The sequence below is a fragment of the Microbispora sp. CA-135349 genome, from assembly GCF_050947365.1.
Taxonomy (GTDB): Bacteria; Actinomycetota; Actinomycetes; order Streptosporangiales; family Streptosporangiaceae; genus Microbispora.
Map to the genome: position 1 here is coordinate 856,919 of NZ_CP192001.1, position 14,509 is coordinate 871,427.

Sequence of the window (14,509 nt, forward strand, 5' to 3'; positions counted from 1 at the left end):
GACACACCCAACCGTGAGGAGGAGGCGTGCACCACAACCGCCTGCGCACCGCGGTCCTGCTGGGGGCGCTGTCCGCGTCGCTCCTGGTGGCCGGGGCCTGGCTGGGGGGCGGCATGGGTGCCCGCATCGCGGTCGTGGTCGCTCTCGCGGTCGCCGGCGTCGCCTACTTCTCCGCCGACAGGATCGCGCTGTCGGCCATGCGGGCCCGGCCCGTGGCCGAGGTGGAGCAGCCGGCCCTCTACCGGGTCGTCCGCGAGCTGTGCACCGAGGCGCGCGGGCCGATGCCCCGCCTGTACGTGTCTCCGACGATGCAGCCCAACGCGTTCGCGACCGGGCGCAACCCGCGCGACGGGTCGGTGTGCGTCACGCACGGTCTCCTCGGGCTGCTGGACGAGCGTGAGCTCAAGGGCGTGCTCGGCCACGAGCTGTCGCACATCCACAACCGGGACATCCTGATCTCCTCGGTCGCGGGCGCGCTCGCCACCATGATCACGTACTTCGGGTACGCCGGTCTGTTCTTCGGCTCCGACGACGACGAGGCTCCGGGGTTTCTCGGCGCCGTCCTCGTGATGATCCTCGGCCCGGTCGCCGCCACGATGATCCAGGTGGCGATCGCGCGCTCCCGGGAGTTCGCGGCCGACGACGCGAGCGTACGGCTTACGGGCGACCCGCTGGCTCTCGCCTCCGCGCTGCGCAAGATCGAGATGGAGGTCCGCAGGCTGCCGCTTCCGGAGAACGGCAGGCTCGCCTCCGCCGGTCACATGATGATCGTCAACCCGTTTCGCGGCGCGCGGATCGGCAGGCTGTTCGCGACCCATCCGCCGGTCGCCGCACGGATCGCCCGTCTGGAGCGGATGGCCGGCTACCGCAGGTGAGCCCGCCACGGGACGCCGCCTTCACATCCGGGCCTGCGGGGGCGCACAACCGAACCACCGCCCTCGCCCAGCGTGCATGGCCGATCAGGAGTGCTGCATGGCCGGGTCGGTCTCCTCGGCCGCCAGCGCGGGCAGGCCGTCGATGCTCTCCCGGTTGTGCTTGGCGCGGTAGTCCCGCCGCTGCTGGACGTCCTTGCGCCCCGCCCACTCGTCGAGCAGCGTCCGGTCCTGCTCGTACGCCATGAAGGGCACCGCGTAACCGCACGAGTCGGCGATGCGGTCACAGCTCACGACGATGATCGACCGCACTCCCGGATGCGGCCCGAAGAGCGCGAGCAGGCCGGCGAAGTCGGCGTCGCGGGGGGTCACCACCCGCCCGGTGCCGAAAAGACGGACGATCTTCGGCGGGCCGTTGAAGGCGCAGAACATCAGCGTGATGCGGCCGTTCTCGCGAATGTGGGCGACGGTCTCCACGCCGCTGCCGTCGAGGTCGAGGTAGGCCACCGTGGTGTCGTCGATGACCGCGAAGGTGTCCGCGTACCCCTTGGGGGAGACGTTGACGTGACCACCCTGCTCGGGAGCGGTCGCGACGAAGAAGACCGGCTGCGTGGTGACGAACTCGCGCAGCCGGTCGGTGAGCTTCTCGTACATCTTGCCCATATGCGACGATAACCCGTTTCACTCGCCGGGCAGCCACCAGGTCCACAGGCTGGACTTCACTCGGAAGGAGTCCAGCGTGGCGGTGGCTCCCGTGCCGGGGTCGAGGCTGCGCACCACGACCCCGGTCGTCTCGCCCGTCTTCTTCGAGTCCAGGGTCTCCCAGAGCTTGAGGTCGCCGCCGGAGGTCCACTCCAGGCGCTTGGCCGACTCCTTCTTGGGCACGTGGACGTTCACCGCCTCGCCCACGCTGTCGTTCGAAAGGTCGTACACCCGCAGCCGCCGCGTGCCGGAGGTGGTGGTGATCAGCACCGCCACGGAGGAGCCGTCGTCCGCGAGCGCGGTCGGACTGTTGTGGGCCACCACCTGCGGCACGACCTGACTGTTCGTCCGCCGCCCGTCCCGGTCGTACACGCTGAACTCGGTGGTGTTCTCGGCGGTCGTACGGGAGACGAGCAGGTGCTCTCCGTCGGGGCTGAAGCCCATGACGGCGGCGTCGGCCCGGACCTTGCGCACCTTCCCCGTGCGGACGTCCACGAGGAGAGACGGAACCTTGTCGTTCTCGTCGTAGTAATCGACCGTGAGGAGGCCGCCGTCCCGGGACAGGGTCGTGGCGAGATCCCCCATGCCGACGCCCTTGGGCAGCTTCGACACCGAGCGGGGAAGCACACGGACCTTGTTCGTGGTCACGTCGCGGACGACGAGCCTGCCGTCCTTGTCGCGGAAGTACGACACGTGGCGGCCGTCGCCGCTGACCGACAGGGCCGTGTACGACTGCTTGTCGACCTTCCCCTTCGCCGTGCGGGGGAACACCCGGGCGTCCTTGAGGACGCTGTCACGGCCGTTGCCGAGCAGGAGGTGCCACGAGCCGCACGGGAAGTAGTTGTCCTTCTTGCTGCAGGACTTCAGCCAGGCGTACCGGATGGCGGACCCGGAGGAGGAGGCCGTTGCGGAGGCGGAGACGGCTCCCGTACGCGCCTGCGCCGGGCCGGCGAGAGTGGTCAGCGCCATGGTGGCCGCCGCGGAGAGGGCGAGGATCGCGGGCTTTCTCATCGGAGTTCCTTTCGTCCCGCCAGGATGGCTGTCGCCTGGGTAGATGCGGTGCGACGACGAAAGGTTCTGTCACGAATGGGCCACGATGAGTCCGCGAGGGGCCCGCGGAAGGGAGCCCCCGGAGACGAGACGAGACGAGACGAGGCGGGCGCCGCGACGGCCCCGCCTCGTCTCGTATCGTCTCGTGTCGTCCGCGTCAGACGCCGGGATGCAGCACCCGGCTCAGGAACTCCCGGGTCCGCTCGTGCTGCGGGTCGGCGATGACCTGCTCGGGCGGCCCGTCCTCGACGATCACGCCGCCGTCCATGAACACCACGCGGTCGGCGACCTCACGGGCGAAGCCCATCTCGTGGGTGACGACCAGCATGGTCATGCCGTCCTCCGCGAGCTGCCGCATGACCGACAGCACGTCGCCGACCAGTTCGGGGTCGAGCGCCGAGGTCGGCTCGTCGAACAGCATCAGCGAGGGGTTCATGGCGAGCGCGCGGGCGATCGCGACCCGCTGCTGCTGGCCGCCGGACAGCTGTGGCGGATAGGCGCCGATCTTGTCGATGAGGCCGACCTTCTCCAGGTTCTCGCGGGCGATGCGGTCGCACTCGTTCTTGCGCCGCTTGAGCACACGCTCCTGGGCGATCGTGACGTTGCGCAGCACGGTCAGGTGAGGGAACAGGTTGAACTGCTGGAACACCATGCCCAGTCGCCGGCGTGCCGCGTCGAGGTCCACGTCGGGGTCGGTCAGCTCGACGCCGTCCACGATCACCTGGCCGGAGGTGGGCTGCTCCAGCAGGTTGACGCAGCGCAGCAGCGTCGACTTGCCCGACCCGGACGGCCCGATCACGCAGACGACCTGGCCGCTCTCGACCGTGAAGTCGATGCCCTTGAGGACTTCGAGCCTGCCGAACGACTTGTGCAGGTTCCTGATCTCGACGGTGCTCATCGGCCCGCTCCCTGACGCGCTTCGAGCCGCCTCGCGACATACCCGAGGGGAATCGTGATCAGCAGATAGGTCATGCCGGACACGAGGATCGGCGTGGGGTTGGCGAACGTGGAGGACTGGTCGTTGCCGAACTTCGCCAGCTCCACCTGGGCGGCCGTGACGCCCAGGATCAGCACCAGCGAGGAGTCCTTCAGCAGCATGACGAGCTGGTTGGTGAGCGGCGGCAGCACGATCCGGATCGCCTGCGGAATGATGATCGACACCATCGCGCGCATGTGCGGCATGCCCAGCGACCGCGCCGCCTCCATCTGTCCCTTCGGCACCGCCTGGATGCCCGCCCGGAAGTTCTCCGCCATGTACGCCGCCGAGACGACGCCGAGCCCCAGCGCGGCGCTGCCGTACAAGCCGCCGGGCAGGGCGAAGCCGGGGAACGCCAGCGGAAGGCTCCCGATCATCAGGAAGATGAGCAGGATCGGCAGGCCGCGGAAGATCTCGATGTAGATCACCGACAGCCACCGGTAGGGTGCGACCGAGGACAGCCGCATCAGGGCCAGCACCAAACCCGCGACGAAGCCGAGGGCGAAGCCCGACAGCGTGTAGATCACGGTATTGCGCAACGCCACCGTGAACAAGTCGGGCAGGCCCTTGCCGGCGACGTCGAGGTTGAGGAACGACTCGCCGATCGCCTTCCAGTCGGCCAGCGCGGCCAGGACGACCAGGATCACGACCAGCAGGACGTACTGGACGCCCCGGCTGATCCGCTGCTTCTTCCGCGGGCTGAGCCCCTTGCGGGGCCCGGCCGGTGTGGAAGCGGCTGCCTGCTGCTCGCTCACGGGACTCACGATCCAGCGGCGGGCGACTCGGTCGTGGCCGGGGTCTCGGCGCCCGATCCGTCCGCTCCGCCGCCCGAGGCCGCGCCGGGCTCGGTGCCGAACCACTTCTTGTAGATCTCGTTGTAGGTGCCGTCGGCCTTGGCGGCGGCGAGAACCTCGTTGACGGTCTTCGCCAGCGCGTCGTTGCCCTTCTTCATGCCGATGCCGTACTGCTCACCGGTGTCGAGGCTGGCGACCTGCTCGAACTTGGCGCCGACGTCGGGCTTCTTCAGCCAGGTCGACACGACCGGGAGGTCCTGCACGATCACGTCCGCCTGGCCGGTCTGCAGGCCGAGCAGCTCCTTGGGGGAGTCGGCGAACTCGATCGGCTCGAAGCCCTGCTTCTTGACGTACTCGAGGCCCGTCGTCGACGCCTGCGCGCCGAGCTTGAGGTTCTTGGCCTTGACGTCGTCCAGCGAGGTGATCCCGCTGCCCTTCTTGGCCATCAGCGCCTGGGTGGCGTCGAAGTACGGGTCGGAGAACAGCAGGTTCTGCTTGCGCTCGTCGGTGATCGTCATGCCGGCGGCGGCCACGTCGCACTTGCCGGCGTTCAGGGCGGCGCCGCTCTTGATCGCCGCGAAATCGATGTCGACGATGTCCTGAGTCACGCCCAGCTTCTTGGCGACCAGGTCGACGATGTCCACGTCGAACCCGACGACCTTGTCGCCCTGGTTGAACTGGAACGGCTCGTACGGGATGTTCGTGCAGGTCGTGATCTTGCCGGCGTTCACGAGGGCGACGCCCCCCGGGGCGGCCGAGGCCGTCGCCGAACCCGAGCCGGCGGAGTCGCTCCCGCAGGCGGTGACGGTCAGCGCCGCCGCCAGCGTCGCCGCGCCGATGCTCGCCGCTTTCCGATACGTGGACCAGGGAGCCACTCCGGCCTCCTTGTTTGTGATGCGAAAACGTCTGGAGCGCAGTTTAAGCGCCCCTTATGACGGATTGGCCACCGCATGGTGCGCAGGTAGTAACGGCTGTGACCCCTGGTGTCACAGATGCAGTCCCTCGGTGAGCAAGTTGAACCGTTCGAGCATCCGCGCGAGCAGCCGCACGTCCTCCTCCGGCCAGGCGGCCAGCAGCGTCCGTAGCCGGCTCTCGCGGGCGGCCCGCGCGTCGTCGAGCCGCCTGCGCCCCTCGGAGGTGAGGGCCAGCAGGTGGGCACGGCCGTCCTCGGGGTCGGGGCTGCGGCTGATCAGCCCCAGCTCCTCCAGCACCTTGAGCTGACGGCTGATCGTCGCCCGGCCGACCCGCAGGTAGGCGGCCAGGTCGCTCGACCGCATCGGCGAGCTCTGGTCGATGCGGACGAGCAGGCCGTACGCGCCGGGGTCCAGCTCGGGGTGCACCTTGCGGCCCATCCCGGCGGAGAGCGCCCTGCCGCGCCGGAACAGGATGGCGAGCTGCCGTTCGACCGCGCAGTACGCCTCGCGTTCGCCGGCAGTGGGCGGTCGGGGAGCGATCTCCGCCTCCGTCATGGCCTGCCTCCTCCTGACTGCGTGTGGCAGGGACTACCCGCGCACCGCCTGGATGTCCAGCTCTACTTTCAGTGTCGCGCCGATCAGGGAGATCCCGGCCTGCACGACCTGGTTGTAGGTCATCGCGAAGTCCTCGCGGCGCAGCTCGGTGACCGCGCGGAACGCCGCCCGCAGGCCGCCCCACAGGTCCGGGCCGGTGCCCAGGTACGTCAGGTCGAGATCGACCGGGCGGCTGACGCCGCTCAGCGTCAGCACACCGTGCACCGTCCACCGGTCCGGGCCCGCCGGCGACAGCCCGGTGCTCCGGTATGCGATCAGCGGATGCACCGGGACGTCGAGGAAGTCCGCGGAACGCAGGTGATCATCGCGCATCCGGCTGCCCGTGTCGATGGACTCCGCGACGATCTCGGCGACCACGGACGACTCCTCCGGAGTGGCGCCCATCTCGATCCGGCCGGAGAACTCGGTGAACCGCCCCTGCACGCTGCTGAGGCCGAGGTGCCGGGCCGTGGCGGAGATCTTCGAGTGTTCCGGGTCGATCGTCCACACGCCGGGCGGAGGCAGCTCGGTGCCGCCCTGCCGGGCCAGCACCAGCGTGCCGGCCTCGGCGGCGCCCGAGGCGGTCGCGATCGCGGTGGACGCGGCGGGCGCGTACCCGATCGCGGTCGCGACCACCGTGTAGACCCCCGGCGGCAGCGGGGCGGTGACGATCTGCCCGTCGGCGTCCGCCTCCGCCCGCGCCACCTGGTGGCCGGTCGTGTCGGTCACCGTGACGACCGCGTGCTGGACGGCCCAGCCGTCCCTGCTCCGCACCAGGGCGTGCAATCCCCTGGGGAGGGCTTCCGAGACGCTCATCGCTCGTGTCCCAGCCACATGTCGTGCGGCTCGTCGCCCTGGCCGCCGAGGTTCAGCGTGCTCGCCACGGGCGCGTAGCCGCTGGCGACGATGGTGTACTGCCCGCCGGTCAGGTCGGTGAAGGCGTACTCGCCGTCCTCGCCGGTCGTCACCACGCCCACCACGTTGCCGGCGGCGTCGAGCAGCGTGACCCTGGCGTCGGCCAGCGGCACGCCGTCCTTGACGCGTACCGTGCCCCGCACCCGCGCGCCGGGCAGCAGCACGACGTCGTGCCGGGTCTGGCCGGTGCCCAGCACCTCGACAGGGACGGCGGCCGGTCGGTACGCCGCGCCGCTGACCGTCAGCGTGTAGGTGCCGGCCACGATGCCGGAGAAGGTGAAGCCACCCTCGGCGTCGGTCGCGCTCGTGGCCACGACCTCGCCGCGTACGTCGGTCACGACGACCACCGCTTCGGCGACCGGCGTCCCGTCGACGCCGCGTACGGTGCCGACGAGCCGGCCCGAGGCCGCGAGCACCATGTCGAAGTCGACCGGCTGGTCGCCCACGACCAGTGTCGCGACCTGCGGGTCACGGTCGCCCGCCGACGCGATCAGCACGTACGTCCCGCTGCCCGGGGTCTGGAGCGCGTAGCCCCCGTCGTCCCTGGTGACCGTACGGCCGAGCTGGTGGCCGCGTACGTCGATCAGCGTGAGCGTCGCGCGGCCCACGGGCACACCGTCCTGGCCCTTGACGAACCCGCGGATCTCCACACCGTCCGGGCCGTACGTCTCCAGGGCGACGGCGGCGTACGGCTGGGCCTGCGTCGCGGTGAGAACCTGTGCGTTCAGGGGCTGCGCGCCCAGAGGCTGCGTGGGGGCGTGGCCGTTCGGCGAGGCGAACCCCGCGTCGGCCGTGATCGGCCGCTGCCTGTCTCGCTGCTGCCCGTCTCGCTGGGCGTGCCGCCCTGGTGCGACACCGTTCCGCTGAGGAGCGGCCTGCGGAGTGAGGGTCTCGTCGGCCTCCGGCGCCTCGGCGCGGACGCTGATCGCGCTGGTCCGCAGCGGGACCTCCTTGATGAACAGCACGGCGATCAGCGAGAGGAAGGCGACCGGCGCGGCGTAGAGGAACAGGTCGCCGACGCCGTGGCCGTACGCGCTCTCGACGACCGTGCGGATCGGCGCGGGCAGCGAGGAGAGCTTGGGGATCGAGCCGCTCTCGGTGCCGGTCCCGCTGACGCCCAGCGCGGACAGGCCCTCCTCCAGGTAGTTCTTGACGCGGTTGACCATCACGGCGCCGAGCGCCGACACGCCGATCGCGCCGCCGAGGGAGCGGAAGAACGCGACCACGGAGCTGCCCGCGCCGAGGTCCTCCGCCTGCACCTGGTTCTGCACGGCGAGAACGAGGTTCTGCTGGCTCATGCCCACGCCGACGCCGATGAGGAACATGAAGACGGCCACGAGCCAGTAGTCGGTGTCGTACCGCAGCGTGCCCATCAGCGCGAACCCGGCGGTGAGGGCGAACGCGCCGGAGACCAGGAAGACCTTCCAGTGGCCGGTGCGGGTGATGATCTGACCGGAGACCGTGGAGGAGATGGCCAGGCCGAGGATCATCGGCAGCGTCATGAGGCCGGCCACCGTGGGCGTCTCACCGCGGGCGAGCTGGAAGTACTGGCTCAGGAAGGTCGTCGCGCCGAACATGGCCACGCCGACCAGCACGCTGGCGACCACGGCGAGGCTGACCGTCCGCATCCGGAACAGCCGCAGCGGGACGATCGGTTCGGCGGCCTTCGTCTCGACCAGCAGGAACAGAGCCGCGAGGACCACGGCCCCGCCGACCATGGCGCCGGTCTGCCACGACAACCAGTCGTACTTGTTGCCCGCGAACGACACCCAGATCAGCAGCAGCGAGACCGACGCGGCGATGAGGACCGCGCCGCCCCAGTCGATGCGCACCTTGCGCTTGATCACGGGCAGGTGCAGGGTCTTCTGCAGCACGACCAGCGAGATGATCGCGAAGGGCACGCCGACGTAGAAGCACCAGCGCCACCCGAGCCAGTCGGTGTCCACGATGAGACCGCCGATCAGCGGGCCGCCGATAGTGGCGACGGCGAACACCGCCCCCAGGTAGCCCGAGTAGCGCCCCCGCTCACGCGGCGGGATCATCGCCGCCATGATCACCTGGGAAAGGGCGGTAAGACCGCCGACGCCCAGGCCCTGCACCACCCGCGCCGAGATCAGCATCGCGGGATTCTGGGACAGGCCGGCGATCGCGGAGCCGATCACGTACACGACCAGGCCGAGCTGGATGAGCAGCTTCTTGCTGAACAGGTCGGACAGCTTGCCCCAGATCGGTGTCGAGACCGTCGCCGCGAGCAGCGTCGCGGTGATCACCCAGGTGTACGTCGTCTCGTCGGCGTGCAGTTCCGCCGTGATGGTGGGGAGCGCGTTCGACACGACGGTCGACGACAGAATCGCGACGAACATCCCCAGCATCAGACCCGAGAGCGCCTCCAGGATCTCCCGGTGCGTCATCGCGGGGGACGCCGCGCCTGGCGGCGTCTCCCTGGTCATCGCATTCGCCATCGAAGTCCTTCCCCGTGTGATCAAACTTAGTTTCCCTAAGCAATCATATCTTGATCGTTGCTTCGGGCAATCAAATAGTCATGGCCACGGGGTCTTCCGGAGACGACGAAGGCCCTGAACCCGCAGGTCAGGGCCTTTCCGTCAGTGTCGCGCTGTGACGCGTATCACCGATAGTTGACGAACTGAAGGGCGATGTCGAGGTCCTTGCCCTTGAGCAGGGAGATCACTTCCTGGAGGTCGTCCTTCTTCTTGGAGCTGACCCGGAGCTCCTCACCCTGGATCTGTGCCTTCACGCCCTTCGGGCCCTCGTCCCGGATGAGCTTGGAGATCTTTTTGGCGTTCTCCTGGTCGATGCCCTCTTTGAGGGAGACCACCAGGCGGTACTCCTTGCCGGACAGCTTCGGCTCGCCCGCGTCCAGGATCTTGAGGGACAGATTGCGCTTGACGATCTTGTCCTTGAAGACGTCGAGAACGGCGTTGGCCCGCTCCTCGCTGTTCGCCTTGATCTCGATGTCCTTCTGCCCCGACCAGGAGATGCTCGCGCCGGTGCCCTTGAAGTCGAAGCGGTGCCCGACCTCCTTGACCGTCTGGTTCAGGGCGTTGTCGACCTCCTGCCGGTCGATCTTGCTCACCACGTCGAAACTGCTGTCGGCCATCGGTGTCCGTGTCCTCTCTCCGTTGCCCTTTGAGGGTAGTGGGCGCCGCTGTGATCAGAGGTCTTTCCTCATCACGACGCGGGGCGCCACCTCGATGCCGAGGGCCCGCTCGTGCTCGACCAGTGCGGTGAGCTCGGGCCCCCACTCGTGGGGGTGGACGACGCGGAAGCCCCGGCGGGCGTACCAGGGGGCATTCCACGGCACATCGCGAAACGTCGTCAACGTCACTGCCGTGGTGCCGGCCTGTGTGGCGGCCGCACAGACGGCGTCGAGGAGCCCTGTCCCGATCCCTCTGTTGCCGTGGCCGGGACGCACGGCGATCTGCTCGAGGTGGGTCAGGCCGTCGACCATCCCGAGCAGGGCGAATCCCACCGGTGGCCGCCCGGCCACGATGACACGCCCGGGATCGTCGCACTCTTCGATCACCGTGGTGCCCGGCGGGAAGGCGATGCCGAGCGGCACGAACATCCCGTCCGCGGCTCGCTCGATCGCCGCCAGGGCCGCGAGATCCGCCGGTTCGGCTCGTCTGATCACCGACCCACTATGGCCGGTGGGCCCCCGCGCCCGCTTCCGAGTTTCCGGGACCCTCTGCTGCCCGAGGATCATGCGAGGGGCCGGCGCGGAACCCATGTCACGTGCACCCGGGAAGTCCGCTATTCTTCTACCTGTCGCCGCGGCGAGCGGAAGACAAGGCAGGTTGCCCGAGTGGCCAAAGGGAGCGGTCTGTAAAACCGTCGGCTCAGCCTACCCAGGTTCGAACCCTGGACCTGCCACCAGCAGCAAGAGGCCCCTCACCAGCAGAGATGCGGTGAAGGGCCTTCTTTGCTTGTCCGGCTGTCTACGGCCGACATCGAGGCTCTACGGCTACTCGCGTCGTATGCGCGTCGGCGATCAGTCGGACTCTGTCGGGGGCTTGAGAGCCTTGGCGATCAAGTTCCGGGCGACTTCGTCCTGACCCGCGATGCACTTCGCGTAGACCCGCAGGAGTACGTTCACGCTGTGCCCTGCCCACTCCGCGACCTGCGGCGCGGGGACGCCGGCGTTGAGCCACGTGGACACGCAAGCATGACGAAGATCGTACGGCCGTTCCGCAAGGGGCGAGGCGACCCCTGACTTGCCCAGCGCGGACGCGCGAGCCTTCTGCCAGGCACGGCCGTAGACGCTTTCAGACAACGGCCCGCCGCGTTCACCGATGAACAGGTGGCCGTCCGGGCTCACGCCGTACCTGGCGAGATGGTTGCGAAGGATCGCGACCAACGGCGGCGGGATCGGGACCGGCCGAACTGCCTTGCGTGCTCGGTGCTTGAGTCCCCGCGACTCCCGCCGCTTCCCGTTACCCGTCCAGTCGGCCCCTACCGCCGGAGCAGAATTCCCGAGGTAGAACCACCCCCACTCGTCGGCGGCATCCGTGCTCGGAAGGTCGATTTCGTCTATGGACAGGTCGACGGCTTCCGCCGGCCGCAGGGCGGAGTAATACATCACGGCGAAGAATGCAGTCAGCCGACCAGAAACCTTCTCGAGCGCGGCCAAGAGCGCCTCTGCTTGCCGAGGGTTGATGACACGACGAGGAGAGACCTCCTCAGCGACCTTCGGCGTTTTCCACTTCACACTGATCAGCGGATTACTCGGCAGAAGTCTCCCCGGGCTCACTGCGTAGTCCAGCACGTTGTACAACACCGCGCGTTTACGTGCGATGGTGGTAGCTGCGGCCGTCTTGCCCGTCAACGTTCTGGAGATGCCCTTCAACGTGTCCAAGACAACCGCCTCGTCCGCCAGTGCGGACACCGGAACCGTATTCCTCTCCAGCCAAGCCACCGCCCGGGCGATCTCCTCGGGCACGTTCCCGCCCGCGCGACGCGGCTTGTGCGCGGCCCACTTGATCACAGCCTGGCGGATGTCCAGCTTTGACAGGCTGCCCGTGCCATTGGGAAGAAGACAAAGGGTGATGCTGGCAAGGGCGTCCGCGATCGTACGGCGGGTGTTGGGAGCCGACTCGTCCCACCGATGGTCAACGTAGTCACACATGAGCGCCCACCAGGTCACCGATTGCCCACGCTGCCCCGCATGCTGGACAGGCCGGCCGGTAGTCGGGTCGAACGCGTTTCCCTTGCGAATCGCGGTGAGCAGTTCAGCGCGGAAACTCTCGGCGAGCGCTCGGGTCTTGAAGGTCTCCCGCCAGGGTTTACCTGCCGTGACCCAGCGGACGGAGTAGGTGTTGCCGCCCTTGTTCTTGTTGGTGAGTACATGCCATACCCGCACGTCGTAGGTGCTGTTCATCATGCAGCGTCCTCACGAGAGGCGAGCCAGCGTTCATACTCAGATCGGCGGATGCGGAGACTGCCGTTGGGGAGGGTGATGCATTTGGGGGCGCGACCCTTGGCACGCCAGTCGTAGAAGGTGCTGCGGGAGATCCTAAGTTCGGCGCAGAAGTCAGCGACCGTGAGCGGCTTACTGCTCTCAGCGGCATCAGAGAGAACGCGAAGCGTGCGAGTCATCTGTGATGTCTCCTCCTTCCTGGTCAGGCAGCGTCGAAGGATCGAGGTCCGCGGCCAAGGCAGATTCACCGGGGGTGTAGCCCTGGCCGGCGAAGCGCCAGTGCGCGAGTACGAGCGTGGTGTCGGGGTCGTAGGCCCCGCCGGTTTCGCGGAGTTGGGCGTGGAGGTAGTCGGCGCGTTCCTGGCGGATCTTGCCGAGGGTGGTGGCGTAGGCGCGGGATCGGGTGGAGAAGTGGCCGCGGAAGCCGAGCATGTGCGCCCACTTGCGCAGCTTGAGATCCAACAGTTCCGGATGCGTAACGGGGTCGCCGAGGGCCCAGGCGGTGCGGATCAGCCGGGCGGCGTGCTCGCTGGCGCCCTTGTCGCGCAGGTGGATCAGGTCGTGGGAGCGGATGCGCCGGTCCAGGGTGCCGGCGGATTCCGCGGCTTTGGTGGCGTACTTGGCGACGTAGCCGGCGACCTTCTGCTCGGTGAGCTGATCGCCCTCCCCGTCGAGGTCGGCGGGGTCGATGAGCTTGACGTCCACCTGGTCGCCCCAGTGGAGATCGAGGGTGGGTTGGCCGAGGTCGGGGGCGTCGATGTGGACCGCAGTGGCGGCCGAGCGGATCGCCCCGTCGAGGAGCTGCACGCCGGCCCAGTCCGGCGGCGGGATCGGGGTGGTGTCGTCGGGGTCGTCGGGTCGGCCGTCGAGGCGAATGATGGCGTGGAAGTGGACGACGCCGCGGGCTTGGTATTCGGCGACCTTGGCGAAGGAGATTTTGACCTGCCGGTTGAACGCGGCCTGAGACATGCCGGCGGCGCCGGCGAGGTGGCGGCGCAGGTAGATGGTGAAGCGGCGCCACAGGTCCCCAGCGTGGGCGTTCCACAGCACATGCCCGACGTAGTCATACGTGTCGGGGTCGAGGGGTTGCCCGATGCGAGGGTCGTCGGCGGCGTGGCGCTCGAAGCAGGCCGGCCCCGAGCGGCGGGGATGGCAGACCTGAGGGGTGCCGTGCTTGTTCGGCCCGCGGTGGACGGGACCGAAGGACGGGGCGGTCAGGGTGGCGAAGACCCGCGGGTGGGTGCGGACGGTTTCGGGGACGCCTTTGGTGCCGCCGATCAGGCCGGCGCGGATCAGGTGGAAGGTGTCACGCCGGTAGAGCTCGGCGCAGGAGGGGCAGCGGGAGGCGCGGCGGTTGCCGCAGCGGACGAGGAGCTGCCCGTGCGGCTCGTTGCTGGTGGTGTAGCTGTGCAGGACCTCACCGGTGCCGGCATCGACGGTGAGGGTTTCGCCGGTGAGGCGGACGGGCTCTGTGCAGCCGCGCAGGCGGGCGACTTGGTCGAGCCAGCGGGTGAGGTCTTTGCCCGAGCGGCGGGCCAGGTCACGGATGACCGGCCCGACCAGCTCGGCGAGCGGCGTAGGCGCGCTCAAGCGGTGATCCTCCTTATCTCGGTGACGACGATGCGGGGGCAGCAGTTGCGGCACTGCCGGTCGTGGGGGAGACGGCGTCCGCAGGCGATGTGCCGGTGGAGGCGGCCGAGCCGGATGAGGACCGGCGCGAGGCATGGGCCGGACTCCACGGCCAGCACCCGCCGCACGGTGGACCAGGGGCGCTGTGCGCCGAGGGCGTAGGTCTCGGTGATCTGGACCTGGTAGCGGCTCATTTGCGGCCCCGGACGTAGATGCGGCCGGTGGCGTTGCACGTGCGGCAGGGGATGGGGCGCCGGTTGGGGTCGAGGCCGGTGGAGCAGAAGCCGTTGCAGGTGGGGCAGGTGCGGTAGTGACCAACGCTCACTTGCTGCACCTGGCGCAGGTGGTCGAGGTGCGGGGGTTGATCCCGCCGCACTGGCAGACCCAGGTGGAGGCGGTGCCGGGCGGCAGCCAGGCCCTACCGGAGCGGAGCATGGGCGTGACGGGGCGAAGGTGGCGCATACTGGTGTCTCCTTGCTGTGAGGCGAGGGAGACGCCCCGCGGGACGGCTGTGCCGGCAAGCTCTGGCCGCCCCGTGGAGGCGTCGAATTACGCAGGAGTGGTGCGCGGTTGCTGGACCGGAGCGGCTACCACATGCCGGCGCGGCGGGCGCAGCCATCGCCGGGAAG

At 69.0% G+C, this 14,509-nt stretch carries 17 protein-coding genes and 1 tRNA gene; 2 read left to right on the top strand and 16 right to left on the bottom strand.

What is annotated here, in order from left to right; translation table 11 throughout:
- The first annotated feature begins 26 nt into the window (after positions 1 to 26).
- A complete protein-coding gene (locus tag ACQPZZ_RS04225; protein WP_363645667.1) occupies positions 27 to 875 on the top strand; it encodes a M48 family metalloprotease in 849 nt (282 codons plus the stop codon).
- Positions 876 to 959: 84 nt separating this feature from the next.
- On the opposite strand, the gene ACQPZZ_RS04230 is transcribed toward ACQPZZ_RS04225, so the two are convergent.
- The 10 genes from ACQPZZ_RS04230 to ACQPZZ_RS04275 form a co-directional block, all read right to left on the bottom strand.
- Positions 960 to 1,535: a pyridoxamine 5'-phosphate oxidase family protein gene (locus ACQPZZ_RS04230; protein ID WP_363645669.1), complete on the bottom strand. Its 576-nt coding sequence runs from the start codon at positions 1,533 to 1,535 to the stop codon at positions 960 to 962.
- 18 nt (positions 1,536 to 1,553) lie between these two features.
- Entirely contained in the window at positions 1,554 to 2,585 is a 1,032-nt protein-coding gene (locus ACQPZZ_RS04235; RefSeq protein WP_432929118.1) for a hypothetical protein, read from the bottom strand.
- A gap of 196 nt (positions 2,586 to 2,781) precedes the next feature.
- Positions 2,782 to 3,522, bottom strand: coding sequence for an amino acid ABC transporter ATP-binding protein (locus tag ACQPZZ_RS04240; RefSeq protein WP_432929120.1), 741 nt, complete (start codon positions 3,520 to 3,522; stop codon positions 2,782 to 2,784).
- Entirely contained in the window at positions 3,519 to 4,355 is an 837-nt protein-coding gene (locus tag ACQPZZ_RS04245; protein ID WP_432929122.1) for an amino acid ABC transporter permease, read from the bottom strand. Before ACQPZZ_RS04245 ends, ACQPZZ_RS04240 begins: the two co-directional genes overlap by 4 nt.
- A 5-nt stretch (positions 4,356 to 4,360) precedes the next feature.
- On the bottom strand, positions 4,361 to 5,269 hold the full coding sequence (locus ACQPZZ_RS04250) for an ABC transporter substrate-binding protein (protein WP_432929124.1): 909 nt from the start codon (positions 5,267 to 5,269) through the stop codon (positions 4,361 to 4,363).
- A gap of 111 nt (positions 5,270 to 5,380) precedes the next feature.
- Complete coding sequence (locus tag ACQPZZ_RS04255; protein WP_363645678.1) at positions 5,381 to 5,863, bottom strand: MarR family winged helix-turn-helix transcriptional regulator; 483 nt, start codon at positions 5,861 to 5,863, stop codon at positions 5,381 to 5,383.
- A 33-nt stretch (positions 5,864 to 5,896) separates the two neighbouring features.
- On the bottom strand, positions 5,897 to 6,718 hold the full coding sequence (locus ACQPZZ_RS04260) for a YceI family protein (protein ID WP_432929127.1): 822 nt from the start codon (positions 6,716 to 6,718) through the stop codon (positions 5,897 to 5,899).
- Complete coding sequence (locus tag ACQPZZ_RS04265) at positions 6,715 to 9,279, bottom strand: MFS transporter (protein WP_432929129.1); 2,565 nt, start codon at positions 9,277 to 9,279, stop codon at positions 6,715 to 6,717. The genes ACQPZZ_RS04260 and ACQPZZ_RS04265 overlap by 4 nt, the downstream gene beginning before the upstream one ends.
- Before the next feature lie 164 nt (positions 9,280 to 9,443).
- Entirely contained in the window at positions 9,444 to 9,935 is a 492-nt protein-coding gene (locus tag ACQPZZ_RS04270) for a YajQ family cyclic di-GMP-binding protein (RefSeq protein WP_363645684.1), read from the bottom strand.
- Positions 9,936 to 9,989: 54 nt separating this feature from the next.
- A complete protein-coding gene (locus ACQPZZ_RS04275; protein ID WP_432929131.1) occupies positions 9,990 to 10,469 on the bottom strand; it encodes a GNAT family N-acetyltransferase in 480 nt (159 codons plus the stop codon).
- A 157-nt stretch (positions 10,470 to 10,626) separates the two neighbouring features.
- On the opposite strand from ACQPZZ_RS04275, the gene ACQPZZ_RS04280 reads away from it, so the two are divergent.
- Positions 10,627 to 10,711, top strand: a tRNA-Tyr gene (locus ACQPZZ_RS04280).
- Positions 10,712 to 10,826: 115 nt separating this feature from the next.
- On the opposite strand, the gene ACQPZZ_RS04285 is transcribed toward ACQPZZ_RS04280, so the two are convergent.
- The 6 genes from ACQPZZ_RS04285 to ACQPZZ_RS04310 are packed head-to-tail and all read right to left on the bottom strand — an operon-like array spanning position 10,827 to position 14,342.
- Entirely contained in the window at positions 10,827 to 12,215 is a 1,389-nt protein-coding gene (locus ACQPZZ_RS04285) for a tyrosine-type recombinase/integrase (RefSeq protein WP_432929133.1), read from the bottom strand.
- A complete protein-coding gene (locus ACQPZZ_RS04290) occupies positions 12,212 to 12,430 on the bottom strand; it encodes a helix-turn-helix transcriptional regulator (RefSeq protein WP_432929135.1) in 219 nt (72 codons plus the stop codon). Before ACQPZZ_RS04290 ends, ACQPZZ_RS04285 begins: the two co-directional genes overlap by 4 nt.
- Positions 12,402 to 13,841 (bottom strand): replication initiator, encoded by a 1,440-nt coding sequence (locus tag ACQPZZ_RS04295; RefSeq protein ID WP_432929137.1) that lies wholly within the window; start codon positions 13,839 to 13,841, stop codon positions 12,402 to 12,404. Before ACQPZZ_RS04295 ends, ACQPZZ_RS04290 begins: the two co-directional genes overlap by 29 nt.
- On the bottom strand, positions 13,838 to 14,074 hold the full coding sequence (locus ACQPZZ_RS04300) for a hypothetical protein (protein WP_432929139.1): 237 nt from the start codon (positions 14,072 to 14,074) through the stop codon (positions 13,838 to 13,840). The genes ACQPZZ_RS04295 and ACQPZZ_RS04300 overlap by 4 nt, the downstream gene beginning before the upstream one ends.
- Entirely contained in the window at positions 14,071 to 14,205 is a 135-nt protein-coding gene (locus ACQPZZ_RS04305; RefSeq protein WP_432929141.1) for a hypothetical protein, read from the bottom strand. The genes ACQPZZ_RS04300 and ACQPZZ_RS04305 overlap by 4 nt, the downstream gene beginning before the upstream one ends.
- A complete protein-coding gene (locus ACQPZZ_RS04310; RefSeq protein ID WP_432929143.1) occupies positions 14,202 to 14,342 on the bottom strand; it encodes a hypothetical protein in 141 nt (46 codons plus the stop codon). Before ACQPZZ_RS04310 ends, ACQPZZ_RS04305 begins: the two co-directional genes overlap by 4 nt.
- Between the last annotated feature and the right edge of the window lie 167 nt (positions 14,343 to 14,509).